The organism is Micromonospora sp. DT41 (genome assembly GCF_049841715.1).
Lineage (GTDB): Bacteria > Actinomycetota > Actinomycetes > Mycobacteriales > Micromonosporaceae > Micromonospora > Micromonospora profundi.
This window is the reverse complement of sequence record NZ_JBNCKU010000008.1, coordinates 81,036-103,942: the sequence shown is the minus strand read 5'-3', so window position 1 is coordinate 103,942 and position 22,907 is coordinate 81,036. Positions and strand designations below refer to the sequence as shown.

The 22,907-nt window shown below is 70.7% G+C and carries 16 protein-coding genes; 9 read left to right on the top strand and 7 right to left on the bottom strand.

Translation table 11 applies throughout. The annotated features are described in order from the left end of the window. Positions 1–33: 33 nt before the first annotated feature. The 3 genes from ACLQ23_RS17000 to ACLQ23_RS16990 form a co-directional block, all read right to left on the bottom strand. The gene (locus tag ACLQ23_RS17000; protein WP_355593396.1) at positions 34–2,304 is read right to left on the bottom strand and encodes a TOMM precursor leader peptide-binding protein; all 2,271 of its coding nucleotides are present in this window, start codon (positions 2,302–2,304) and stop codon (positions 34–36) included. A gap of 132 nt (positions 2,305–2,436) precedes the next feature. Continuing rightward, entirely contained in the window at positions 2,437–3,465 is a 1,029-nt protein-coding gene (locus ACLQ23_RS16995) for a hypothetical protein (protein WP_355593394.1), read from the bottom strand. 151 nt (positions 3,466–3,616) lie between these two features. Further along, positions 3,617–6,496: an ATP-binding protein gene (locus ACLQ23_RS16990; protein ID WP_355593392.1), complete on the bottom strand. Its 2,880-nt coding sequence runs from the start codon at positions 6,494–6,496 to the stop codon at positions 3,617–3,619. A gap of 819 nt (positions 6,497–7,315) precedes the next feature. Here ACLQ23_RS16990 and ACLQ23_RS16985 point away from each other — a divergent pair. The 6 genes from ACLQ23_RS16985 (at position 7,316) to ACLQ23_RS16960 (ending at position 13,244) form a co-directional block, all read left to right on the top strand. Beyond that, positions 7,316–8,905, top strand: a complete 1,590-nt coding sequence (locus ACLQ23_RS16985; RefSeq protein ID WP_355593456.1) for an ABC transporter substrate-binding protein — start codon at positions 7,316–7,318, stop codon at positions 8,903–8,905. Next, the gene (locus ACLQ23_RS16980; protein ID WP_355593390.1) at positions 8,875–9,894 is read left to right on the top strand and encodes an ABC transporter permease; all 1,020 of its coding nucleotides are present in this window, start codon (positions 8,875–8,877) and stop codon (positions 9,892–9,894) included. The genes ACLQ23_RS16985 and ACLQ23_RS16980 overlap by 31 nt, the downstream gene beginning before the upstream one ends. Next, entirely contained in the window at positions 9,887–10,765 is an 879-nt protein-coding gene (locus tag ACLQ23_RS16975; RefSeq protein WP_355593388.1) for an ABC transporter permease, read from the top strand. Before ACLQ23_RS16980 ends, ACLQ23_RS16975 begins: the two co-directional genes overlap by 8 nt. After that, entirely contained in the window at positions 10,762–11,766 is a 1,005-nt protein-coding gene (locus ACLQ23_RS16970) for an ABC transporter ATP-binding protein (RefSeq protein ID WP_355593386.1), read from the top strand. The genes ACLQ23_RS16975 and ACLQ23_RS16970 overlap by 4 nt, the downstream gene beginning before the upstream one ends. Continuing rightward, on the top strand, positions 11,763–12,449 hold the full coding sequence (locus tag ACLQ23_RS16965; RefSeq protein WP_355593384.1) for an ABC transporter ATP-binding protein: 687 nt from the start codon (positions 11,763–11,765) through the stop codon (positions 12,447–12,449). Before ACLQ23_RS16970 ends, ACLQ23_RS16965 begins: the two co-directional genes overlap by 4 nt. Before the next feature lie 201 nt (positions 12,450–12,650). Then, complete coding sequence (locus ACLQ23_RS16960) at positions 12,651–13,244, top strand: sigma-70 family RNA polymerase sigma factor (protein WP_355593382.1); 594 nt, start codon at positions 12,651–12,653, stop codon at positions 13,242–13,244. 234 nt (positions 13,245–13,478) lie between these two features. Here ACLQ23_RS16960 and ACLQ23_RS16955 read toward each other — a convergent pair whose 3' ends face one another. Further along, positions 13,479–14,735: a cytochrome P450 family protein gene (locus ACLQ23_RS16955; RefSeq protein WP_425880796.1), complete on the bottom strand. Its 1,257-nt coding sequence runs from the start codon at positions 14,733–14,735 to the stop codon at positions 13,479–13,481. Positions 14,736–14,974: 239 nt separating this feature from the next. Here ACLQ23_RS16955 and ACLQ23_RS16950 point away from each other — a divergent pair, with 239 nt between their 5' ends. Continuing rightward, entirely contained in the window at positions 14,975–15,550 is a 576-nt protein-coding gene (locus tag ACLQ23_RS16950) for a sigma-70 family RNA polymerase sigma factor (protein WP_355593377.1), read from the top strand. Positions 15,551–15,591: 41 nt separating this feature from the next. On the opposite strand, the gene ACLQ23_RS16945 is transcribed toward ACLQ23_RS16950, so the two are convergent. Beyond that, a complete protein-coding gene (locus ACLQ23_RS16945) occupies positions 15,592–16,914 on the bottom strand; it encodes a BTAD domain-containing putative transcriptional regulator (protein ID WP_355593375.1) in 1,323 nt (440 codons plus the stop codon). Between the two features lie 510 nt (positions 16,915–17,424). On the opposite strand from ACLQ23_RS16945, the gene ACLQ23_RS16940 reads away from it, so the two are divergent. Continuing rightward, on the top strand, positions 17,425–17,862 hold the full coding sequence (locus ACLQ23_RS16940; protein ID WP_425880795.1) for an acyl-CoA thioesterase: 438 nt from the start codon (positions 17,425–17,427) through the stop codon (positions 17,860–17,862). A gap of 179 nt (positions 17,863–18,041) precedes the next feature. Continuing rightward, on the top strand, positions 18,042–20,192 hold the full coding sequence (locus ACLQ23_RS16935; protein WP_425880856.1) for an MMPL family transporter: 2,151 nt from the start codon (positions 18,042–18,044) through the stop codon (positions 20,190–20,192). Positions 20,193–20,271: 79 nt separating this feature from the next. On the opposite strand, the gene gdhA is transcribed toward ACLQ23_RS16935, so the two are convergent. Both gdhA and meaB read right to left on the bottom strand, forming a co-directional pair. Continuing rightward, on the bottom strand, positions 20,272–21,618 hold the full coding sequence (gene gdhA, locus ACLQ23_RS16930; RefSeq protein ID WP_425735800.1) for an NADP-specific glutamate dehydrogenase: 1,347 nt from the start codon (positions 21,616–21,618) through the stop codon (positions 20,272–20,274). Positions 21,619–21,898: 280 nt separating this feature from the next. Then, positions 21,899–22,906, bottom strand: a complete 1,008-nt coding sequence (meaB, locus tag ACLQ23_RS16925; RefSeq protein ID WP_425880794.1) for a methylmalonyl Co-A mutase-associated GTPase MeaB — start codon at positions 22,904–22,906, stop codon at positions 21,899–21,901. Between the last annotated feature and the right edge of the window lies 1 nt (position 22,907).

The following is a 22,907-nucleotide window of genomic DNA, read 5'->3' as shown; positions in this document are numbered from 1 at the left end:
GGTCCACCATGCTCGTCATCTGCGCATCCCTCGCTAGAAGAAGACGTTCAGCGGATTGGCCGACGCCTCGTCGGCGGCGATCGGGTCCCGGCCGAGGCGGGCCGGCACGTCCCACAGCCGGCCCGGCCCGAGCCGACGCCAGAAGTGCCGCAGGCCCGGCACGACGACCTTCACCACCGCCAGGTCGACATCCGGACGGGACTGGTCGACGACGATCACCTCCAGGCCGGCCCGCTCGGCGCGGAGTACACAACGTCGTACGTCGTCCCCGACGTCGCCGGTGGTGAGCGCCGGATGGTCCGCGGCGGTGCGCGGCGGCCGGGTCGGGTCGGGCGACAGCCACTGCTGGTCGACCACCCGCACGGTGCCGAACCAGCGCTCGGTGTCCGGATCGTCGACGCCGTACCGGTTGCGCGCGGAGGTCGGCCCGGAGACGGCGGGCAGGAACTGGTTCACCTCGGTGAGCGCCCGGGTCAGCGCCACCCGCGCGTCAAGGTGCGCGCCGAAGCCGACAAGGACGTCCTCCGGCCCTCCGTCGGTGCGCCGGGACACCGCCGCGAACGCGGGTACGCCGAGGTCGGCGGTCAGGTCCAGGGCCCACAGCTCGCGGCCGAGGGCGGTCGCGTGATGGTCGACGCAGGCGGCGGTCCACGGGTCGCCGAACGAGGCGAGGTCCACTCCCGGCATCCGTGAGCGGTGGTACCACCACAGGGCCACGCTGTCGCGCTCGACGAGTTCGCAGAAGCCCTGCACGATCGCCTCGGACAGGGTGCCGCCGGCCGCGCAGCCGTTCGAGTCGGCCGAGCACACGCCGAGGCCGGTCAGCTCCGGATGCCCGTACCAGCAGTACGCGGCGGGCAGTTCGCGCGGTGCCTGCCGGGACAGTGACCAGCCAGTGGTCCAGTCCAGTTCCACGTCGTCCGGCAGCGGGCGGGGAATGCGGTGCAGGTGCCCCAGGTCGCGGTTGAGCCGGTCCCGGTCGGCGTACTGACGGTCGGAGAACAGCAGCAACTCCCGCAGGTGCACCGCGCGGTCCGGACCGAGTTGCCGGTAGGTGGCCCGGTGCACCGGGCGGTCGCCGCGCCACACCCCGCAGTAGCGCTCCACCGCCTCCCCGATGGCGCTCATCCGGGCCTGAAGGTCGGTCCGGCCCTTGCCGCCGCTCTGCCCGCGCAGGTTGCGGCGCAGAGCGGCGAGCTGGCGGGGTTGGGCGAAGTTGTGCCCGGCCGAGTAGGTGTGGGTGACGCCGTTGTCAGAAGCCTCCAGGGAGGTCAGCCGACTCACCACGCCGAGATACCGGCTGACGTGGTGGGCGAGCGCGGCGTACGTCTCGGCGGGTTCCCGGGTGCGGGATTCCCCGGCGCGGCTGGGTTGGGCGCCGCTGGGTGGCAGGTCGATGCGTGGCTCGGCCTTACCGACGAGGTCCGGGTCGCCGCAGGCGGGGCACTGTGGCTGTCGTACCAGCTGGTGGCTTTCGGTGCTCAGGTCCCGGGTGTCCAGGGCGACCATGCGGCCGGTGAGGCGGGGCGAGGTGCCCCGCACGGCAAGCACGGCGAGTTCGGCGGCGAGCAGCCCGGCGGCCATTGTGGCCAGGCCGGGCAGGACCGCCCGACCGGGCTGCGGCAGCGGACCGGCCAGGGCCTGCCCGCCGAGGTACGCGTTCACCTGCTCGTTTTCCTGCCAGCGTTGCCGCAGGCAGGCCCAGCAGCCGGTGCGGCCGGGCACCAGGTGCGGGCCGAGGAAGACGACGTTGCCGTGCGGCCGGGCGAGGGTCCACGGACGGCTGGCGGCCAGGTGCCGTTCGTTGATCAGGGCCAGCCGTGGGTCCAGCATTGACGACGGCAGGACCAGCAGCTGGGCGGTGCCCGGGTCGGGGTCGTCCGGCCCGACCACCGTCACGGCGAGCCCGAGGGCGCGCAGCGCGTCGGCGGTCTCGGCCGCCCGGGGCGCCCCGAGGTCGACGATTGTCACCGGCCCTCCGGCCATCCACCGCCGCCCTGCCTCGGGCGGAACACCCCGGGCGTCCCAGCCGGCGGCCTCGGCCGGCGAGGTGTGCGCCGGGCCGGACACCAGCAGGCCGTGGTCGCGCAGCCGGGCGAGGGCTGCGGCGACGGCGGCGACCGGATGCCTCGTGGCCAGCCGGGCCAGCACGTCGGCAAGCGGCGCGGCGCCGTCGAGCTGGTCGGCCAGGTCGGCGGCGACCGGATCGTCGACGAGAAGGCTGCGGGTCTCCCCCAGCACCACGAGCGGCCCGTCGGGCAGCCGCACCGGCACGTAGTCCGATCGGAAGCGCGGACGCCACATGGTTCCTCCCGAGCCTGGTGGCCGGACCGCGGCCCCGCCGGCGATCACGGCTACTGCCATCGTGGGGGTCCGCCGCTCCGATCCCGAGTGATGCCACCGGTTTCTGCCGTCGGCGGTGCGGCGCACGGCCGGTCAGCTGGGGGTGACTGTCAACGCGGTGTCGTTGAGCCCCAGCACCGAAGCTCCGGTGGTCTGCGCCGGTACGAGCATCAGGAAGGTCTCCACCCGGGTGACCCGGATCGACTTCCCGCGTACCGCCTCGCGGTGGCCCGTGGCGATCAAATCCGGGCTCTGCGGCACCATCTGGACGGTGGCCGGGCCGCCGGGCGCCGGGCGCAACGTGTCGGTTGCGTGGATCGTCAGGAACGTCAGCGTGCCGGCCTGCACCGCTACCGCGCAGTCCGACCATTCGGCCTTGTCCATCGTGCGCTGCACCGCCGCGCCGACGCCGGCGAGTTGCTGCCCGTAGACCTCCCAGCCGCCAGCGAACTGGCCGTCGAGCAGCGGACTCGACGCGACGAGGGCACGGTTGCTCGTCGTGGATCCGATGCTGCGGGCGAACACCTCGGCGGCGAGGGCGCGGCGGCTGGTCTCGTCCAGGGCGGTGCCGCCCTCGGTGGCCGGCCTACCGTCGATGCTCCGGGCGACCACAAGCGACGGTTGGGTGACCTGGACGTTGTGGCTGAGCTTCCAGTGGCCGTCGGCGTCGAGCACGAACTGGCTGACGTCGGTGGGGGCGAGCTCGGAGCCGACGAGCTTGAGGGTGGCGGTGGCCAGGAAGCAGGCCGGGTCGCCGGGCGGCACCGCGAAGACCGGGTTGATGTGCTGGAACGACGGCTGCGGGCGCTGGTTGTAGGCCGACCGGCGAACCGCGGCGATGCTGAGGTCCAGCGCGGGCGGCACCTCCTGGGTTTTCAGCGCCTCGACGTCGCCGGCCACCGAGGCTGCCGAGTCGGCCTGGTCGAAGGCCGTGAGCACCAACGCCGCCCGGTCCCTGCCGAAGACGGTCGAACCGTCGGGCGCCGACGGGGCCGCGTCCACCGGCTCGCCACCACAGCCGGTAAGCACGAGCAGCGCCGCCGCCACAGCGGTGGCGAACGGCATCGCCGGCACCGGCGCGGCGAGGATACGCGGGCTCCTGACGGATCTTCTGCCCAGCATCTCGTCCTCCATCCACCACCGGTGCACGGGAATCGCGCCCGATGGAGTCGAGTATGTGAGCGGCCGACGGGCCAGGCCGGTGGCGGCGCGGCCTCGTGCTGCCCGGCCCGTCGGCGTTGCACCGAACGACGTCATCCGGCCTGGATCGTGGTCACCGATCGGTGTCATCGAGCCGGGCGACCCAGGCGACCAGAGCCGACCGGGAGGCGACGCCCGCCTTGCGGTAGATCCGGGTGAGGTGCGCCTCCACAGTGCGCGGGCTGATGTTCAGCTGCCGCCCGATCAGTCGGCTGGTGGCACCGGTCGCCGCCAGCCGGGCGATGTGCCATTCCCGATCGGTCAGGGCGGCGACCTCGCGCGGGCCGACCGGGCGGGCCAGCCGCAGGCCGACCCGTTCCGTCCCGCACCAGCCGGCCAGCTCCAGCGCACGGCGGCGGGCGCGCGCCGCCGTGCCGGCCTGGTCCGCGGCTTCGGCGGCCCGGGCCAGGGAGGCGAGCGCGAGGCTGCGCCGTAGCACCATCCCGCCGGCCCGGAACAGGTCGCCCGCCGTCTCCAGATGCAGCAGCGCCGCCGGGATCTCACCACGGGCCAACAGCACCTCGCCGTACGCCGACTCGGCGAATCCCCGCTGCCCGGCGAGACCGATCTGATCCGCCTCGGCCATCGCCCGCTGCGCCTGCCGTTCCGCGTCGGCCACGTCACCCGCGGCGAGCGCGGCGGCGCACAGCAGCTCGTACCACATCGGCCGGAGGGTGCTCTGGAGTCGACTCAGCCGGTTGTCGCCGCCTGCCGAGTGCACCAGCTCGACACAGGTCGCGGGATCCCCCGACAGCAGTGCCGCGGTCGCCAGCGCCAGCACTGCGGTACGACCGCACCAGGTGGCGATGTCGGGGGCGATCCCGACCGCAGTGCGGGCCAGTGCCACCGCCCGGTCGTCGTCGCGAGGACCACCACGCCACGCTGTCGCCTCCGCCTCGAACGCCAGGGCGAAGCTCAGCAGGTGGCGACTGCCGATGCGCCGCGCGACGATGCCCGCCTCGGTGGCCAAGCCGATGGCGGTGGTCAGCTGGCCGCCGTAATAGGCCACCTGGCTGCGACCGAGCAGCAGCAGGCACAGCCCGTCGTCGCGGTGCGAGGCGCGGACGAGGGTCAGCCCTCGGTCGAGGTGCCGCGCGGCGTCGGCCTGCTGTTCGAGGTACAACTCGGTAAGGCCGAGCGCGGTGAAGCAGTCGGGGTGGCCCCGCATGTCCCGGTCCGGCAGTGCGTCGACGATCCGGGCGCCGGCATCGAGCAGGCTCCGCGCCTCGTCGAGTGCGCCGTCGTGCGCGGCGGCAAGGCTCCGGATGGCCAGCAGACCGGCCCGGTCCACACCGGAGCCGCCGGGATCGCCGCCGAGCGCGTCGGGGAGGCCGGGCAGGGGGCGACCGGCCAGGATGCCGGCGGCGCCGATCTCGGCGGCGAGGCGGTAGCCGCCGGTGGGGCCGGTGCCGGCCGGCAGGGCGGCCAGCTCGCGCCGGCTGATCGCCGCCGCCTCCGCGTAGTTGCCGAGCAGGCGTTCCACGCGCGCCCAGAGGGCTACGACCCGAGCCCGTCGCCCCTGCTGGTCGGCGGGAAACAGCGGCACGATCTCCTGGAGCAGGGCCCTGCTCTCGGCCAGGTTGCCCGCCTCCCCGGTGATCTGGGCCAGCGCGAGTGACACCTCGCGGCGACGCTGTGCCGAGCTGGCCGTCGGCCGCAGCGCCCGCAACGCCAGCCGCAGCCAGCGGATGGCAAGGTCCGGTGTCTCGCCCCGGATATCCTCAGCGGCCCGACAGAGCACGTCGACGCAACGTTCGGCCCAGCGGCTATTGGGAAGGGCGAGCAGGCGCTCGGCGTAGCGGGCCCGGTCCGCAGGTGGCGCGCCGCGATCGACAAGCGCTGTGAGCACCCGCGCGCAGGCGTCCACCCGCCATGCCGGGTCGGTGTCCTGGGCGACCGCCATCCGCAGCACCGGGTGCCGGAAGGCGAACCGGCCGGTGCCCGGGACGCGGCGGATCAGGTCGAGCCGGGCCAGCCGCCAGCCGGCCTCGACCGCCAGTGGCGTCGGGACCTGCGCGACCTCGGCGAGCAGGTCCGCGGCGAAGGGCGTGTCGACAATCGCCCCGGCCCGCAGGCAGGCCAGCTCGACGGGCGGCAGGGCCACCCACTCGCGCCGCAGCACCGCCATCGCCGTGTCGGACAGTCGGGCACCGGGTACTTCCGGGTTCGGGCCGGTGCCTGCCGAGTCGGGACCGCCCGGCAACGCCGCCAGGTAACCAGGGTTGCCACCGGTCAGGTCGTATCGGACGCGCAACTCCGGCTGGGCGACGTCGGGGTGCAGAAGTGCGACCTCGGCGAGGTCGAGGGGGCGCAGTTCGATCCGGTCGTGTGCGGTTGGTACGGCGTCGGCCTGTCCGTCGGGATCCGGTGGGCCGAACGGCATCGGGGTCGCCATCTGCCGTGGGCGGTAGACGAGCACGAGCAGCAGCGGGGCGGGCACCGGATACCGCAGCAGGTGGGCGATCAGCCCGGCGGAGGGTGCGTCCGCCCAGTGCAGGTCGTCGAGGACCAGCACCAGACCGTCGTGGGCCGCCACACCGATCAGGCGGCGGGCCAACTGGTAGGTCCGGAACCGGCGGGCGTCCGACGCCCGTGCCTGCGCCGATGGCACCGGGGCGACGGGCTCCGGCCACGCCTCCCCGGCGGACGACCGGGCACCCAACCCGGGCCGGGGCGGGTACCTCTCCGTGAAGGCGTGCCGGAACACGTGGAAGGGGACACCTCGCTCATCCGGCGCGCAGGTCCCGATGGCCCAGGGGACGGTGGGGGCGCACCGGTCCAGGGCCTCGCGGACGAACCGGGTCTTGCCGATGCCCGGCTCGCCGACGACCTCGCAGACCATCTGCCGGCTGTGTCTCAGCACTGCGGCCTGGGCCCTCTGGATACGCGCCAACTGTTGTCGCCGCCCTACGAAGCGCGGGTCTGTCGACGCATTTCCCAGCCCAGGTGTCATCACGCAGATCAGCCGCTTTCCGGCACTGTCAAAAGGGGATTGGCCGCACTATACCGGAGCATCGTCCAATGTCGAATTACGTGATGTCACCAGCCCTTATTCGACCAGGCGGCATCGGGGCGGGCGTTCATTCCGACATCGCACCACAACCTGCAAGAAGGTGCCGGTCACCTGACGGACGGAACCATATCCCTGAAAGCCAATAAATCACCCTCCCCCACGGGACGACAGGCCCACCGACGAGGTCGAGCCCGCCGCTGGGACCCTTGACACCTGAGCTTGAGGCAGAATGGATGATCCCCGAAGGTCGATCGCACCCTGATGTCAATAGTCATGAGCGCCTATAAGAACGTCGAAGCGGTCGATTCTCTGTCGTGCCTTCGCCTGACCCCTCCGAGCCGCTACGGCAAGGCTTCCGCGCCGCTACGGCAAGGCTTCCGCAAGGGCGTGTCGGCGACGGCCAGAGATCCGGATCAGAATTCGCTGCCCTCGGTCGATCCTCGACGAGCGAGCAGTGCATCCGGGGGCCAGCGCACAAGAGAGGTGATGAAGGACAACCGCAGGTAGCCGGCTTACGCAAACGATCGGAGGAGTGTCGAGCGGCCCACGATTTCCGAGCCACTCGGCACATCGACCGCCGGGCCACTGGCATACGCGCCGGCGCCGCCACCTCTCGGCCACGCCGACTGTGATGCGCAACTGCGGCAATTGCCAAAGACTTGCAACTGTGCCACCGTGATCAACAAAGGTTGCGGCGCTCGGAGCTGCGCCGACACACCTAATGATCTCCCAGACCGCAGGAGCCTTTCTGTGACCCGGATGCGTCCGATCCTCCGACGCCTCGTGGCGTCGACCGCGGCCACGGGGGCACTCCTCCTCGCCGCCTGCTCGGCCCCGAGCACCCCCGACGGTTCCTCCGGCGGCACGACGCTTGTCGTGGCGACCTCCGACGAGCCGGACGCGTTGAACCCGGTACTCAACTACGGCGTCGACGGCGCCTCGCTGATCTTCGACGGCCTCGTCGCCCGGGCCGCCGACAACCGGCTCGTCGCCGGCCTGGCAGCGGACCTGCCGATGCTGTCAGCCGACGGGCGGACGGTCACCGCGAAACTGCGCGACGGCGTGCAGTTCCACGACGGCACCGTGTTGAGCGCACAGGACGTCGTCTTCACCTACCAGGCCGTCCTCGATCCGAAGGTCGACTCGACGCTGCGTTCCGACCTGGACATGGTCGAGTCGGTGACCGCACCCGATCCGGCGACTGTCGTGTTCAGGCTGCGCTACCCGTACGCGCCGTTCCTCCAGCGGCTCACCCTCGGCATCGTGCCGGCCAAGCTGCTCAGCGGCCAGGACATCAACACCTCAGGGTTCAACCGGAAACCGGTCGGAACCGGGCCCTACCGGGTCGACTCCTGGACACCTGGTGACCGGCTGGTGCTCACTGCCAACGAGCGCTACTTCGGCGGCCGGCCGGCGAACGACCGCTTGGTTGTCGCGTTCGTCGCCGACGACAACGTACGCGCCCAGCGGATGCGTGCCGGCGAGTTCGACGCGGCCGAGTTGCCGCCGAAGCTCGCTTCCGTTTTCGACACCGACGCCGCGTACCAGGTGCAGCGGGTGCCGACCGCCGACTACCGCGGCGTGATGCTGCCGTCGGGCAACCCGGTCCTTGCCGACCCGGCGGTCCGCCGGGCGCTCAACCTGGCAGTGGACCGGTCCGCGATGGTGTCCGGCATCCTCGGCGGCGCTGGCGAACCGGCGTTCGGTCCGATCCCCCCGACCTCCGAGTTCGCCGAGCCCTCGATCATCGGCAAGCCGACAGCCGACACGGCGGCAGCGGGTGCGCTGCTCGACGCGACCGGCTGGACCCCCGGCCCGGGCGGCGTACGCGTCAAGGACGGCCGTCCGGCCCGGTTCACGTTGATGTACCCGGCGAGCGACACACTCCGAAAGGACCTCGCCCTGGCGGTGACCGCCGACGCGAAGAAGATCGGCATCGAGGTCACCCCGGCAGGGCTCACCTGGGACGCCATCGACCCGCGGATGAAGTCCGACGCCCTGCTGATGGGGTACGGCACGCCGTACGACCCGGACTTCGTCTCGTACAAGCTGTTCGGCTCGCGGTTCGCGGGGCAGGGCTACTTCAACCCCGGCTCGTACCGCTCGGAGGTGGTGGACCGGGCGCTACAGGACGGCCGCGACCAGTACGACCCGGCCAGCCGCAAGGCCGCGTACGCGCGGTTCCAGCAGCAGTTGGCCACGGACGTACCGTGGCTGTTCCTCACCTACCTGCGGCACACCTACGTGCTGAAGGCATCGGTCCAGGGCGTGACTCCCCGCGTCGAGCCGCACGAGCACGGCGTGGCGAACAGCATCTGGTGGAACATCGACACCTGGACCCGCTCGTGACCCGGTCAGGTCGACTGGCCGGCGCGGGGGCGGTGGTCCGGCGTCGACTCCTGGTCGCCGTGCCGGTGCTCTTCGCGACAAGCATCGGGATGTTCGCCCTCGGCGCGGCGTCGCCGATCGACCCGGCCAAGCAGTACGCGGGCGCGGCGGCCTTCACCACAAGCGAGGAGAACCTGGCACAGATCCGCGCCAACTGGGGTGTCGACGATCCGCTGCCGGTGCAGTATCTGCGCTGGATCGGCAACCTCGTGCAGGGCGACCTGGGCTGGTCGACAAGCCGACACGAGCCGGTCGTATCGGTGCTCGCCGCTCGGGCCGGCTGGACCCTGCTGCTGATCGGCGTGGCGCTGGCCCTGGTCCTGGTCGGGAGCCTGCTGCTGGGCTCGTTGGCCGCGTACCGGCGGGGTGGGCTGTTCGACAGGGCGTTGCGGACGGCCGCCTACGCGGTGCAGTCGATGCCGGTCTTCTGGCTGGGCCTGGCCGCGATCGCCGTGTTCGCGTTGGCCCTGGGGTGGTTGCCGGCCGGCGGGCTCACCGACGTGGCCGCCACCGGCACGTCGTGGTCCGACGTGGCGTGGCACCTGATCCTGCCGGTCGGTGTGCTGACGGTGTCCCAGGCGCCGTGGTTCGTGCTGTTCGTCCGGGACGCGGTCGCGGAGAGCCTGCGCGACGACCACGTGCTCGCGGCGCGGGCGCGAGGTCTGCCTGGCCGGATCGTGCTGTTCGGGCACGCCCTGCGGACGGCGTTGCTGCCGTTCCTCACCCTGGTCGGCACCCACCTGCCGGAACTGGTCGGTGGTGCGGTGCTTGTCGAGACCGTCTTCTCGCTGCCAGGGCTGGGTGCCGTCACGGTCGCCGCCGCGCTCGGCAGCGACTTCCCGCTGTTGGCGGCGATCACGCTCGTCACCACCGCCGTGGTGCTGGCCGCGAATCTCGCGACCGACCTCGCCTACGCCGCGGCCGACCCGAGGGTACGACTCGATGACTGACCTCGCTGCCCGACCATCGGTGCTCCGGATGGCCCGGTTCCGGCCGCGTCCCGGCCAGGTCGGTGTCGTGGTGGCCGGTCTCATCCTGCTCGTGGCCGTCGCCGGTTCGCTCCTGGCCCCACTCGTCTGGCCGCTCGACCAGAGCGCTGTGGCGCTGGACCAGACCCGGCTGGCGCCGTCCTGGACCCACCTCGCGGGCACCGACGACCTCGGCCGGGACGTGGCACACCGGGCCGTCTACGGGTTGCGGGTCTCGCTGCTCGTCGGTGCGGTCGCCGCGCTCGTCGCCACAGTCCTCGGCGGCGTGGTCGGCGGGATCGCCGGCACGCTCGGCGGCCCTGTCGATCGGGTCCTGATGCGGATCGTGGACACCATCGCCGCGATGCCGCACCTGCTGCTGGGCATCTTCATCGTCGCGATGCTGCGTCCCAGCCTCGGCGCGGTGATCGCCTCGGTCGGCCTCACCCACTGGCTCTCCACAGCCCGCATCGTCCGATCCGAGCTGCTGAGCCTTCGTACCCGACCGTTCGTCGACGCCGCCATCAGCGGCGGTGCCAGCCGGCGCAGGGTCCTGCTGCGGCATCTGCTGCCACATGTCCTGCCCCGGCTCGCGCTGGCCACCACTCTCATGATCCCGCACGCGGTGTGGCACGAGACCGCGCTGTCGTTCCTCGGCCTCGGCCTGCCGCCGCACCTCGCCTCACTGGGCAACATGATCAACGATGGTCAGGGGTCGTTGCTGACCGGCGCCTGGTGGGCAAGCCTGGCCCCGGGCGCGGTAATCGTCGTCGTCACCCTCGCCATCGCGGTCCTCGCCGCCCGTTGGCGCGACCGCCTCGATCCCCGGGTCCGAGCGGAGCTGCACCTGTGACCACAACCGAATCGGCCGCCGCCCCGGCACCGCCCCGCACCGTCGTCGGTCGACCACTGCTCGCCGTGGACGGTCTCGGCGTCCAGTTCCGGCTCCGCGACGCCACCGTGCGCGCCGTCAGCGACCTCAGCCTCACCGTACGGGCCGGCGAACTGCTTGCAGTCGTCGGCGAGTCCGGCTGCGGCAAGTCCGTCCTGGCCCACGCCCTGCTCGGTCTGCTGCCCGGCAACGCCACCGTCACCGGCCACGCCGTGCTGCACGACCCCGACACCGACCCCGTCGACCTCGTCACCTGCGGCCAGCGCCACCTGGCCCGCAAGGTACGCGGTCGACGAGTCGGGCTGGTCCCGCAGAGCCCGGCCACCGCCCTGAACCCGGTGCGCACCGGGCGACGGCTGCTCGCCGAGACGCTGCGGGCGCACGGCCGGGACCGCCAGGACGCCGACCGGCTCGCGGCCGACGTCGGGCTCGACCCGGCGGACCTGGACCGCTATCCCCACGAACTGTCCGGCGGCATGGCACAGCGTCTGGTCACCGCGCTCGCGCTGGCACCGGATCCGTCGCTGCTCATCGCCGACGAGCCCACCACCGGGCTGGACCGGCCGTTGGTGGACCACACCCTCGACCTGCTGCGCCGCCGCTGCGACAACGGCGCGGCAGTCGTGCTCATCACCCACGACCTGGCCGCCGCGCGCCGGGTCGCCGACACCGTCGCCGTCATGTACGCCAGCCGCGTCGTGGAGCACCGGGACACCGACCAGCTGTTCACCGCACCGGCCCACCCCTACGCTTCGGCGCTGCTCGACGCCCTGCCGGACCGGGCCTTCCGGCCGGTGCCGGGCGACCCGCCGATGCTCACCGCCCTGCCCCCGGGATGCGCGTTCGCACCCCGCTGCCCACGCCGCGCCGACGAGTGCGCGACCCGGCCGCTACCGACACCGGCCGCCGGTGGCGGCACTGTCGCATGCCACCACCCCATCCCCACCGGAGCCGTCACGTGACAAGCGCGCAGCACCTGCTGGCCGACGAGGTGACAGTCGGGTACGGCCGTCAGGTCGTGCTCGACAACGCCACGCTGCGGATCGATCGGGGCGAGACCGTCGGGCTGCGCGGCCCGTCCGGCAGTGGCAAGTCGACACTGGTACGAGTGCTGGCACTTCTGCACCGTCCGGACCGCGGCCGGGTCAGCATCGACGGCACCCCCGTCGACGCCGTCCGCTACTCCGTGCCGGTCGCCGTACGGACCCGCGTCGCCGCCCTCTTCCAGAGCCCCCGCGCCGCCGCCGACCCCCGACTGAGCATCACCGACCTGATCGCCGAACCGCTGCGCGCCACCCGTACGCCCGAACCGGTCGTCCGCGAACGGGTGGCCGAACTCGCCGACCTGGTCGGCCTCACCTCGGACCTGCGCGGCCGGCGGCCACACGCGGTGTCCGACGGGCAACTGCAACGCGCCTGCCTCGCTCGTGCCCTCGTGCACCGTCCCGACTACCTGCTCTGCGACGAAGCCACGGCGATGCTCGACGCCTCGACGCAGGCGCACGTCGCCGCCGTCATCCGCGACTACCAGCGGACCCGGCGCGCAGGCGTACTGGTAATCACCCACGACCAGACCCTGATGGACCGTTGGGCCGACCGGATCGTCGACCTGGCCGGCACTGCGACAGCAGGTGCCGGAGCCTAGGCTGCGGCACCTCGACGGACCGTAGTGAAGCGGCGGCACGCCGCCGCCGACACCTGACAGCCTCGTGTGACATGGGTCATGCTGAGAGCTTGAGAGGTCACGCAGAGCGATATTCAGGTGTGCCCACCTGAATCTTGCCCCTCCCTGGCCGTCGATGTTGACGGGGGCGCAACGGCGCGCCGCAGCAGAGGAAGGGCATCGATGAGGCGGCACACCGACCACCGCGAGGCGGCGGGCGAGGCTCTGGTCAGGAACATCTGGCAGAAACACGGCCGGGCGATCCTGGCGTACGCCGGCCAGCTGACACGCGACCACGCGGAGGCCGAGGACATCGTGCAGGAAGCCCTGGTCCACGCGTGGCGGCATCCGGACAGCCTGAACGGAACAAGGGACACCGTCCGAGCCTGGCTACTGGACGTCGTGCGGGCCATCGTCACGGCTCGGGCCTGCCCTCGGCCGGCCGGAGCTCTCCGGGCCGGCGCGGTGCCGGCTGCGGTGATCGACGACCACGCCGAGCAGGTGGTCAACGCGATGGTGGTGGCCGAGGGCGTACGCCGGCTCATACCCAAGCACCGGGTCGTGATCGACCTCATCTACCTGCGCGGTTATTCGGTGGCCGACGCCGCCGCCGCGCTCGCTGTCTCCACGGCCACCATCACGACTCGCGCTTACTACGCCCTGCGGGCGCTGCAAGGGATGTATCCGGATCTGGCGGGTCCGGCAAACTACCCGCGACCGTTTGTCGAGGATGCACCGACCGACGCGTCACCGGCCGATGTCATGGTCGGCCGGTGACGCGTCTCCGACATGCGCGTTCGGTGGGCCGCCGACGCCTCTCCGCCTGGAACCCTATGGGCGCGCAGATGCCGGACAACGAGGTGCCACCAGATGAAGCCTGCGGTCCGTAGGGTCCAGACAGCCGCGACGGCAAGGAGCGTGGGCATACCTTGACCAACGCGGGTTCGGGGCATCCGTTCGCGGGTGTGAGGTGACGAACTCCCCGGCGGGCAGCGCTGTCAGCGCAGGTCCTCAGCTCGACGTCACGAGCACATCCTCCAGCCCGTGCATCAACGCGCTGGCCCGCCACCGGGGGGTGAATCCGTCGACCAGGCGCAGCTCAGGCATACGCGACACAAGCGTGGTGAGGGCGACCCGTGCCTCCAGGCGGGCGAGTGGCGCGCCGAGGCAGTGGTGGATGCCGTGGCCGAAGGCGAGGTGTGGGCTCCGCTCGCGTGCCGGCTCGAATGCGCCGGGCTCGGCGTACTGACTGCCGTCACGGTGAGCGGCCAGGATGGACAGCAGAACAGTCGATCCGGCCGGGATTACCTGATCGCCGTAGGTGACGTCTTCGACGGCCAGGCGGTGGGTCCCTAGTTGTACGGGGCTCTCGTAGCGCAGCGCCTCTTCGATGGCCTGCCGCAACCGGTCCGGGTCCGCGCGGACCTCATCCCACCGCGCGCGATCGTCGAGTAGCAGCCAGGCAGCGTTTCCGATGAGGTTCGCCGTTGTGTCGTATCCGGCAAGCAGCAGCAGGTACACCGTCGAGACAAGTTCGTCCTCCGTGAGCCGGTCGCCACTGTCCCGCTCGGCGATCAGGGCTGAGGTCAGATCGTCACCGGGCTGCCGGCGCTTGGTGGCGACCAGGTCACGGATGTAACCGATCATCCCGGTCATCGCGCCCGGCAGCTCGTGGAAGCGGCTCGGACCCGAGACGATGACATTCGCCGACTCCATGAAGCTGCCCCGATCGTCCGCTGGGACACCGAGCAGCTCGGAAATGACAGTGATCGGGAGTGGGAGGGCGAATTCCTCAATGAGGTCGTGCGGTCCTGGCGTGGCGAGGTCGTCGATCAGCTGGTCGGCGGTGGCGGTGATGGCGGGCGTGAGACCTTCGATACGACGGGCGGTGAAGGCGCCCTGGAGCAGTCGGCGCAGGCGGGTGTGGTCCGGAGGGTCCACGGTGAGCATGTTCCGTGCGGTAGCGGCGTAGATGTCGGGAGGCAGCTGCGGACGGAACCCGAGCGGGGACAACAGGCCGTCCTTGACGAGGCGGGGATCGGCCAGAGCCTCACGCACGTCGTCGTAACGGGTCAGAAGCCAACCGGTCCGCCCGTCGGGCAGTCGCAGGGGCGCGACCGGCCGTCGCTCACGGTATCCGGCCAGTTCGCTGTGCACATCACCCCGGAAGAAGCCCAGGAAGGGCTCCTGCACCGATGGTTGCTGAGTTTGAGACTCCATACCTGTGTCGACGTGGTGGACGTCGACGAGTTCAGGCAGGTCCGGCATCCGTCGAGGCGCCGCCGCCGACCGCGGCTGAACCTTCCCGCCCGGCGCACGTCAGGCAGGACAACGCTCCCGACAGCCTCGGAAACAGTCCATGAATAGTGGATGAACAGCCGCCACGCGCACTGAAAATGCGCCCCGCTGGCCACTCACAACGAAGTAACTGGCAATTAAGTAGGTTTGCACTAACCCCCAATAGCCTTGCGCCCCGAACCGCTGGAACTGCTTTGGGGGGACTCACCATGACCACCGCGACTGCGATCAGGGGCACCGAGAAGCTCGACCGCGAGCGCGATCCGACCGACGCGGAATCGCCAGCATGCCGCGCCGAGGGTTGCCTCCAGGAAATCCACCGAAACAATGGCCGTGCCCTGCTGCGTTTCCTGCGGGGCCTGGTGTCGTCGGACGCCGCCCACACCGCCGAGGACCTGGTCCAGGAGACGATGCTGCGGGCCTGGCGCAGCATCGACGCGGTGCCGACCGAGCCCGAGTCGCAACGTCGCTGGCTGTTCACCGTGGGCCGCCGGCTGGCCATCGACGCCTACCGGAAGCGGCAGTCACGACCGACGGAGGTCACCCTCTTCGACACCGAACCCGCCGGTTCCGGGAACGAGGCCGCGGAAGCGGTGATCGCCAAGCTGACGCTCCAGCAGGCAATCGCCGAGCTGAGTTCGTCCCACCGAGCCGTCCTCGTCGAGTTGCACGTGAAGGGGCATTCCCTTGAGGAAACCGCCACGCAACTCGACATTCCCGTCGGCACCGTCAAATCGCGTGCGCACTACGCAATGAAGCTTCTCCGCGACGCGCTGAGAGGTTGAATCACCTGCCGGGCGGGCGGCAATTCCGACCCGTACCGCCGTCACGCCTTGTCGAGTTCCGAATCGGCGAGATCGACAACGGCGAGGTCTTGCAGGAAGTCCGCCCACACCTCGGCCGCGTTGTCGACCAACCGCCGTTCCGCGATGTCCATGAGCCCGGTAACGCTCGTCACGATGGCAGCCAGCACCCCATCGGAGCGCCGGAACAGTGACTGGACGAGTCGAACGATCTTCGGAGAAGGATATTCGAAACGGGTCACGACATCGATCTCGTCACCGAGAACCAGCTCGCGCAGGAACTTGATCGACACGTCCAGCTCCACGGGCCCCACGCCAGCCGACGCCAACTCCTTGATCGACAGACCGGCATCGGCGAGCGCCGCCCAGCGGGCCCGGATCGCATAGTCGAGATATCTCGAGCTGCGGACGTGCCCGTTGGGGCCGATGTCCTCGGCGCCCACAGTGATCGACGCGGTATGGGTCACACCGTCGTAGCGGGATTGCAGCCCTCGATCGGGCGGAGCCACCTCGCGATGTCGTTCCGGGGTGGAGGTCCGTTGACGTCTCTCGCTCTCCGGCGGGGAACTCTGCTGGAGCACCCGACGGTACGCCGACTGAAGCTCGGGGCCAGGGTCGACTCCAAGCTCCTCCCGCAGCTTGCGGCGGAGCAGGTGATAGCGGGCGATGGCCTCCGCCTGCTGACCGGCGCCGGACAGCACCATCATCAGTCTGGCCTGGAGCCGCTCGTCGAAGAGGTGGCACGTTGCCACGCGCCGCAACGTGCACAGCAGGGAGCGACCGCCGTTCAGCAGGAGTGACAGATCGGCGGCATCACTGGCGACCCCTGTGCATTCCTGGTCGACGGCGTTGAACGCCTCGAACTGCTCCGCCAGCAACTCCGGTGCGCCCGCACACGGTCCCCGCCACAGTTCCAGTGCCTTGGTGTAGGCCGCCATCGCGGCATCCGGCTGCCCAGCGGCAACCGCCGCGCGGGCCTGCAGCGCGAGCTGGCGAAAGGACAGCAGATCAAGGTTGTGCTCGTCCACGAGGATGCGATAGCCGGCGGCGTCGGAAGCAAGCCAGCGCCCCCTGGCCCGGGGCCTGATGTCCGGCTCGAACAGACGGCGCAGATCACCCACATACCGATGGACGATGTTGACGGCACTCGTCGGCGGGCTGCTGCCCCACAACATGGAGATCACTTCCCCGGTACCCACCGGCTGACCGCCACGGGCGAGCAGGAGGGCCAGGATCAACCGCTGCTGACGGGGGCCCAGGTCGAGCTCCTGGCCGTGACGCCGCACTTTGATCGGGCCGAGGACCTCGAACAGCAACGGCGGAGAACTGTCACCGTCGTCAACCACGGATGTACCTTCCTGCTCGTAGGCGCACACACGTTGCGACAGGTCGCCTTCAGCGGCTACGACCTGTCGACGGCACCGTCCTGGTTCCCGTTTCCGGGCCGATCCATCTTGTCGGCTCTGAGCCGCTGCCCGGCCCGCCGCACCGACCGCCCCACTGCGGCACACGGGCGTCCCGGACGGCAGCGGGCGACACAGACCGGGGCAACCACGATGTTGCTCCTCGTCCGCCGCACTCGGCGCGGTTGAACCCGGCCGGCCCCGATCCGCACAAGCGAGCCCTGACCCACCTCATATCGGACGGGCCGCATCGGCTCAAGCTGGGCCAGTGTAGCGCCGGCCGAACCCGACTCGGCCGCTGAACCCCCGTCGGTGCGAACGGCCCAGGTGGCCGCCGCGTACCAGCACGACGAGGCCGGGCCAGATGGCGTCCCCATTGAACCCTGCTGCCTCGCGCCCGTCAGCACAGGTCAGAGGGCTTCACTCGATGCCACCCCGACGATGGAGACGCCCGTGCCGCACTCGACACACATCATCATCCGCAGCGACGACATCGATTCGAACGGGCACGTTCGCGGCTCCCAGTACCTCAACTACGCCGTGCACGCCCGATGGTCCGCACTCGCCCAGGCGGGACTCTCGGTCAGGAAGCTCGCCGCGGCCGGTTTCGGGCCTGTGGAACTGGACGTCTCCATCAAGTACCGGCGCGAACTCATGCTCGGTGACGAAATCGACGTCGAGACGCGCTTCGAGTACCCGTCGCCGAAGATCGTGAAGGTCGTCCAGTCGACAATCCGCCGCTCCGACGGCACTGTGGCCGCCGAGGTGACAAGCCTGACCGGCTTGATGAACCTCACCGAGCGCAAGCTCGTCGACAACGCTGCCGCCGTCTGGCGCAGGTTTCTCCGTGAACCGTCCATCATCGACCTGCCGCTCACCGAACAGCGTTGATGCCCTCGACGGTCCCCTTCAGCGGCCGGGCGGCGCGGCGGCGAATTCGGTGGACCGGTCGGTGAACGTGCCGGGGCGTGGCCCGTCGGCAATGGCATGAGGTTGATTCCGATTCTGGACATGTTGGCGGGCGACAGCGCTCTGAAGCCCGACGCGGGAAGGTTCCGCCGGTGAACCGGATGCTTCACCGGATCGGCGCCATCTGCGCCGCGCGGCCCTGGCTGACCGTTTCCGCCTGGGTCGCCGTCCTGGTGCTGGCCCTCGGGTTGGCCGGCACCGTCGGTGGCACGCCCCGCGACGACTACGACGTACCCGGCACCTCGTCGCAGGCCGGCACGGATCTGCTCCGGGAGCGGTTCCCCGGCCTGTCCGGCACCGAGGCGCGGGTGGTGGTGCACGACCCGGACGGCGGCCAACTGGATCCGGCGCTGCTGGACCGGGTGGTCGACGCGCTGCGCGCCGTGGAGCGGGTCGGCGTGGCCGGCCCGGCTCAGAGGTCCACCGACGGCGACACCGCGCTCATCGACGTCCGCTACACCGTGCCGGTGACCGACCTCGACGCCGACGCCATGGACCAACTGCGTGCCGCCACCGGGCCGGCGCGAGACGCGGGCCTTCAGGTGGAGTACGCGGGTCAGGTGCCCGAAGGTGAGAAGTCCAGCAGTCACACTGGCGAACTGGTCGGCGTGCTGATCGCGCTCGTCATCCTGATCATCGCCTTCGGTTCGGTGGTGGCGGCCGGACTGCCGATCATCGCGGCGCTGATCGGGCTCGGCATCGGCTCGTCGGGAATCCTGCTGCTGGCCGCGCTCACGAACATCGGCACCACAGCGCCGACCGCCGCCGCGATGGTGGGCCTGGGTGTCGGCATCGACTACGCCCTGCTGCTGGTGACCCGGCACATCGAAGGGCTGCGGGCCGGTCTGGAACCACGGGCGGCGGCAGCCCGGGCCACCGCCACCGCAGGCCGGTCCATCCTGGTCGCTGGCGCGGTCGTGCTGCTGTCCCTGTTCGGGTTGGTCTTCTCCGGCCTGGCCGCGTACCGGACCTACGGATACGCCACAGCCATCGTCGTGGCGACGGTGATGACGGCGGCGATCACGCTGGTGCCGGCGCTGTGCGCGATGAGCGGCCGGCGGATCATCAGCCTTCGGCGGCGGCGCATCGTCGACACCGAGCCGCGGCGACGGCCGCCGATGACCGTCCGCTGGGCGCAACGGGTGGGACGACGTCCCGCCGGTTGGGCCCTGCTCGCCCTCGCGGTGCTGCTTCTGCTCGGTGCCCCCGCGCTGACAATGCGGACCTGGCCCCAGGACGCGGGCAGCCAGCCCACCGAGAACACCGTCCGGCGGGCGTACGACCTCATCGCCGCCGAATTCGGGCCCGGTGCGTACGCCCCGCTCGTGGTGGCAGTGGACCTGACAGTGGTGCCGCAGGACTCCCTGCCGGCGTTGCGGGACAGGATCGCTGCGGTGCCGGGGGTCTCTACGGTCTCACAGCCGGTCGTGGCGCCCGACGCCACGGCGTCAGTGCTGACCGTGCAGTTGGCGTTCAGCCCGCAGGACGAGCGATCCAGTGAGCTTGTGGACAGGCTCCGCGCGGACGTGTTGCCGGACGGCGCGGAGGTCACCGGTGTCACGGCTGTCTTCGCCGACATCGCGGACCTGCTGGCCGAGCGGCTGTGGCTGGTGGTCGGCGTGGTTGTCGGTCTGTCGCTGATCCTGCTGACTGTCGTGTTCCGCAGCATCCTGGTGCCGATCAAGGCAGCGCTTGTCAACCTGCTCAGCGTCGCCGCCGCGTACGGGGTGCTGACAATGGTCTTCCAGTGGGGCTGGGGCAGTCAGTTGCTCGGTGTCGACCGACCGGTGCCGGTCTCGACCTGGGTTCCGCTGCTGCTCTTCGCTGTCCTGTTCGGGCTCTCCATGGACTACGAGGTGTTCCTGCTCTCCCGGATCAGGGAGGAGTGGCTGGCCACCGGCGACCCGTTCCAGAGTGTGGTGCGTGGTCTGGCCGCCACCGCCCGGACCATCACCGCCGCAGCGTTGATCATGGTGGTGGTGTTCGCGGGGTTCATGACGAACGCCGACATCGTCACGAAGATGATCGGTGTCGGGCTGGCCACCGCGGTCGCCCTCGACGCCACCATCGTCCGGCTCGTCCTGGTGCCGGCGACCATGATGCTCTTCGGCAGGGCCAACTGGTGGCTGCCGGGGTGGCTGGACCGGCTGCTGCCGACCCTCGGGCGGGGCCGGGTCACCCCCGACGCGCTGGCTACCGAGGATGCGGCGACCGAGGCGAGCCTTCCACCGGAGCCGGTGAACGCCCGCTGATCCGGGGCCCTTCACCGTCCCGGGGGCAACAGCCCTCGGGACGGTGAAGCGCCACGCCGGGTACGGCCGTGTCGACGCCTCAGATGAGGCCGTGGGCGAGCATCGCCTCGGCGACGAGCCGGAAGCCGTCGATGTTGGCGCCGGCGACGTAGTTGCCGGGCATTCCGTACTCGTCGGCGGTGGCGTGGCAGCGGGCGTGGATGGTCTGCATGACGTCCCGTAGCCGCTGCTCGGAATACTCGAAGGTCCACGAGTCGCGGCTGGCGTTCTGCTGCATCTCCAGCGCACTTGCCGCGACTCCGCCGGCGTTGGCCGCCTTACCTGGCGCGAACCGCACGCCGGCCTCGGTGAAGTTCCGTACCGCCTCCGGGGTGGTGGGCATGTTGGCCCCCTCCACCACTGTGGTGCAGCCACCCGCGATGAGGCTGAGCGCGTCGGTGCCCGTGAGTTCGTTCTGGGTCGCGCAGGGGATCGCCACCTGGCAGGGCACTTCCCAGATCGGGCGGCCGGCGACGAACGTGGCGTGCGGATATGCCTCGACGTACTCGTCGATCCGTGCCCGGCGAACCTCCTTGAGGTGCTTGAGCACCTCGATGTTGATTCCCTTCGGGTCGTGGATGTAGCCGGAGGAGTCCGAGCAGGCCACAACGGTGCCGCCGAGCTGGTGGACCTTTTCGATCGCGTAGATCGCCACGTTGCCCGAGCCGGAGACCACCACCCGCTTGCCGTCGAGGCTGTCGCCGCCGTCAGCGCGCAGCATCTCCTCGGCGAAGAACACCGCGCCGTAGCCGGTGGCCTCCCGGCGTACCTGGGCGCCGCCGTAGCTGAGGGCCTTGCCGGTCAGCACCGCGGACTCGTACCGGTTGGTGATCCGCTTGTACTGCCCGAACAGGTAGCCGATCTCCCGCCCACCGACTCCGATGTCGCCTGCCGGCACGTCGGTGTACTCGCCGATGTGCCGATACAGCTCGGTCATGAACGACTGACAGAACCGCATCACCTCCCGATCCGAGCGGCCCTTCGGGTCGAAGTCCGACCCGCCCTTGCCACCGCCGATCGGCATGCCTGTCAACGCGTTCTTGAACAGTTGTTCGAAGCCGAGGAACTTCACGATCCCCAGGTAGACCGACGGGTGGAAGCGAAGACCACCCTTGTACGGCCCGAGGGCGCTGTTGAACTCCACCCGGAAGCCGCGGTTGATGTGGACCTCACCGCGATCGTCCTCCCACGGCACCCGGAAGATGATCTGCCGTTCCGGTTCGCAGATCCGCTCGATGATCTTCGCTTCGGCGTACTCGGGATGCCTCTTCAGGGCTGGCGCCACACTGTCGAGCACCTCCCGCACCGCCTGGTGGAACTCGCCCTCCCCAGGGTTGCGTCGCACCACGGACGTGAAGATCGATTCGAGCTTGTCCTGTATCAGCACTATTTCTCCTCATGTGCAACCATGGCCCGGTCTGCCCCACGCCCGGAGACCCACGAGTCACCCATACGGCACTACCGCGACAAGAGCGTCGTTGCGTGAGCAACGACCTCCCCCGGCGCGACTGCTTCGGCGCGTTGAGCGGGAAGCTTCGGCAGAACGGGTCCCCTCACTGACCCTGCCCTGCCGGCGCTTCGTAGTCGTTCAGTCTGGCATTCCCAGTTGCTGGTAGGCCGTCGGCTACGCGGGTTGCCCAGGTGATGGGTGTGCCGCGACCTGCGGTTCAGTCGACGAGGCCCGGTGTGACTGACGGATCGGAGAACCCGGCAAGCAGCCGCTCGGCGGCGACCGCAGGGGTGAGAGTCCCGGCGAGAACGTCCCGTTCGATCTGCGGGGCGAGGGCTCGCACCGTGGGATGACTGCGGAGCCGGTCGAGGAGTTCGGCCCGCACCATCGCCCAGACCCAGCCGATCTGCTGGCGTCGCCGCCGCTCGGCCAGCTCGCCGGAGGCTGCCAGGGTGTCCTGGTGGTGGCGGATCTGCTGCCACAGCTCGTCGAGGCCGGTCTCCTCCAAAGCGCTGCACGTGACCACCGGCGGCTGCCAGCCGCTGTCGGCCGTATGCAGCAGCCGCAACGCGCCTGCCAACTCCCGGGCGGCCCGGCGCGCGTCGGTCTCGTGCGGCCCGTCGGCCTTGTTGACGGCGATGACGTCGGCGAGTTCCAGCACGCCCTTCTTGATGCCCTGCAACTGGTCGCCGGTGCGGGCGAGGGTGAGCAGCAGGAACGAGTCGACCATCTCGGCGACAGTGGTCTCGGACTGGCCGACGCCGACGGTCTCGACCAGGACCACGTCGTACCCGGCAGCCTCGACCACCACTATCGCCTCCCGGGTGGCCTTGGCGACGCCACCGAGCGTGCCGGCCGTCGGCGAGGGCCGTACGAACGCGGCCGGGTCGACGGCGAGGCGGGCCATGCGGGTCTTGTCGCCGAGGATGCTCCCGCCGGTGCGGGTGGACGACGGGTCGACGGCGAGCACCGCCACCCGGTGTCCGTCTCCGGTCAGCCGGCAGCCGAGCGCGTCGATGAACGTGGACTTGCCGACCCCGGGTACACCGGTGATGCCGATGCGGCGGGCACCTCCGGCGTACGGGGTGAGCGCGGCCAACAGCCCCTGCGCCGCCCTGCGGTGGTCGGGTCGGGTCGACTCGACGAGGGTGATGGCCCGCGCGATCCACGCCCGCGAGCCTGCACGCACCCCGTCGACGTACGCCTCGACCGGCGGGGTGCGCATC

What these genes read in the sequence shown, in the direction of transcription:
- ACLQ23_RS17000 (WP_355593396.1), bottom strand. Translation starts at nt 2,304, where the DNA reads ATGTGGCGTCCGCGCTTCCGATCGGACTACGTGCCGGTGCGGCTGCCC.
- ACLQ23_RS16995 (WP_355593394.1), bottom strand. Translation starts at nt 3,465, where the DNA reads ATGCTGGGCAGAAGATCCGTCAGGAGCCCGCGTATCCTCGCCGCGCCG.
- ACLQ23_RS16990 (WP_355593392.1), bottom strand. Translation starts at nt 6,496, where the DNA reads ATGACACCTGGGCTGGGAAATGCGTCGACAGACCCGCGCTTCGTAGGG.
- ACLQ23_RS16985 (WP_355593456.1), top strand. Translation starts at nt 7,316, where the DNA reads ATGCGTCCGATCCTCCGACGCCTCGTGGCGTCGACCGCGGCCACGGGG.
- ACLQ23_RS16975 (WP_355593388.1), top strand. Translation starts at nt 9,887, where the DNA reads ATGACTGACCTCGCTGCCCGACCATCGGTGCTCCGGATGGCCCGGTTC.
- ACLQ23_RS16960 (WP_355593382.1), top strand. Translation starts at nt 12,651, where the DNA reads ATGAGGCGGCACACCGACCACCGCGAGGCGGCGGGCGAGGCTCTGGTC.
- ACLQ23_RS16955 (WP_425880796.1), bottom strand. Translation starts at nt 14,735, where the DNA reads ATGCCGGACCTGCCTGAACTCGTCGACGTCCACCACGTCGACACAGGT.
- ACLQ23_RS16950 (WP_355593377.1), top strand. Translation starts at nt 14,975, where the DNA reads ATGACCACCGCGACTGCGATCAGGGGCACCGAGAAGCTCGACCGCGAG.
- ACLQ23_RS16935 (WP_425880856.1), top strand. Translation starts at nt 18,042, where the DNA reads ATGCTTCACCGGATCGGCGCCATCTGCGCCGCGCGGCCCTGGCTGACC.
- meaB (WP_425880794.1), bottom strand. Translation starts at nt 22,906, where the DNA reads ATGCGCACCCCGCCGGTCGAGGCGTACGTCGACGGGGTGCGTGCAGGC.